This window comes from Sphingomonas montanisoli, from assembly GCF_008274695.1.
Classification (GTDB): Bacteria; Pseudomonadota; Alphaproteobacteria; order Sphingomonadales; family Sphingomonadaceae; genus Rhizorhabdus; species Rhizorhabdus montanisoli.
In genome coordinates, this window is the sequence record NZ_VTOU01000011.1 from 1 (window position 1) to 1,634 (window position 1,634).

Consider the following 1,634-nt stretch of genomic DNA (forward strand, 5'->3'; position numbering starts at 1 on the left):
CCGCGTCGGCGGCCAGCTCGGCCGGCAGCGCCTCGACCGCAGCCTTGAGCGTGCCGAATGCCTCCGACGCGGTGATCTCCAGCAGTGGCGCCATCCTTTCCGCATTCGCCGCAGCCGCCTCCGCGGCCCGGCGCTGCGCCTCCGTGGCGACGACCGCCTGCGCCTGTTGATATTCTTCGTCGCTCATTGCCATGCGTCGTTCCTTCATTGATGGGTCACGTCGACGACCAGATAGGCATAGTCGACATAGTCGTAATGCTCGGGGATATTGGGCGTAGTGGACGTCTGCACATCCTCGACGGCCAGGCAGTCCGCGCCGCTCAATGTCGTCGCGCCGAACTTGAAGCCCAGGATCTGCATGAAGAACGAGTTGATATATTCGCCGATCGATCCACTCGCGACGCTGTCGACGTCGATCGTTCCGATCAGCTTCGCCGGGATCACGGCATAGGTCCGCCCGGCCGGATAGGTCGCGGCGGGCAGCGATGTGCGGTAATCGGCACCTGTCAGAAGCGCCTCGACCCGAAGATAACGACGGCTCGAATGAAATGTCAGCGCACCCGCCGCGTCCCACACCGCAAGGCCGTAGCCGAACGGCCCCACCAGCGCCCATGGCTTGTCATAGACGTAACACGTGATGTCCGCACCGCTCGCCAACGTTCCATCGGCATTGAACGCCTGAACAAAGAACGACCAGCTCGATCCCGATCGCGTCGTGAACTGATGGGCTACGAAATGCGTCTCGCTGCGGATCGCGATGATCGGCGTGTCACCCGTTACGTTGAGATAGGCGCCGATCTGCACGCCCACCAAATCGGTGGTGACCGTCACCTTGGCCAAGAGGGCAAAGTTCGCATAGGTCTCGTCGATCTGCACGGATCCGCTGGCCTGATTAAACACCCGCAATCCGTGCGTCATCACCGGACCCCGCAAATAATGATGCAGTTCACTGGGCCGGTTCCGCTTGCATAGGTCCACGTCAACGTCGTCCCGGTGCGGCTGACGCTCGGCAGGATCAGATTGCCATAAGCCAGTCCGCCCAGAGGCATGATCGTCCAAAACGGCGCGCCGGTCGCGAAGCCCGGCACGTCCTGAGATCCGCTCGTCGCGCCGGTTTCGATGGTCGCTACGATACGCCCGGCGTTCGTCGAGATGTCCAACTCAAGGTTGCCAGCGGCGTCCCATATGCGCAGACCGTAAGCCATCCGTCAGACGTCCAGATTGCCCATCTGCACCCGGCGATTGCCCGATGCATCGAACACCTTCCATGCCCCACTCGCGAACTCCGTTCTCGCGCCTCCGCCGGGTTTTAGGATCCTGAAATAATCAGCGTTGATGGTGAAGTCGGATCGCGTCGCATTGTTGTTGAGGACAAACCCGCTGACATAGCCGTTGACATCGATCTCGACGCCATAGCGGCCGAATAGCGTCGTGATATTGCCATTCGCGGTGGAGATCGCGGTCGCGTTGGAGGTGATGCTGACGCCCTGCACCGAGACCGTCGAGGCGAGACTCGCATAGCTGCCATCCAGCGTGTTGAGCGCCTGGAACGTCTGACGGACGCTCGCCTCGTTCGAAAACAGGGTCGCGAAGGTTCCCCGCTCCACCTTGAAGCGCCGCACCGCTGCATAGGT

Annotated in this window: 3 protein-coding genes and 1 pseudogene; all 4 read right to left on the reverse strand. The window is 61.8% G+C overall.

Annotated elements, in window-relative coordinates:
• The coding region (locus tag FYJ91_RS20425) for a hypothetical protein (protein WP_149524184.1) at positions 1-187 on the reverse strand (187 nt) is incomplete at its 3' end.
• A gap of 17 nt (positions 188-204) precedes the next feature.
• Positions 205-918, reverse strand: coding sequence for a hypothetical protein (locus tag FYJ91_RS20430; protein ID WP_149524185.1), 714 nt, complete (start codon positions 916-918; stop codon positions 205-207).
• Positions 918-1,205 carry a hypothetical protein gene (locus FYJ91_RS20435; RefSeq protein WP_149524186.1) on the reverse strand — a complete coding sequence of 96 codons (288 nt, stop codon included), beginning with the start codon at positions 1,203-1,205 and terminating at the stop codon, positions 918-920. The genes FYJ91_RS20430 and FYJ91_RS20435 overlap by 1 nt, the downstream gene beginning before the upstream one ends.
• A gap of 3 nt (positions 1,206-1,208) precedes the next feature.
• Positions 1,209-1,634, reverse strand: a pseudogene (locus FYJ91_RS20760) (hypothetical protein); the annotation flags it as partial.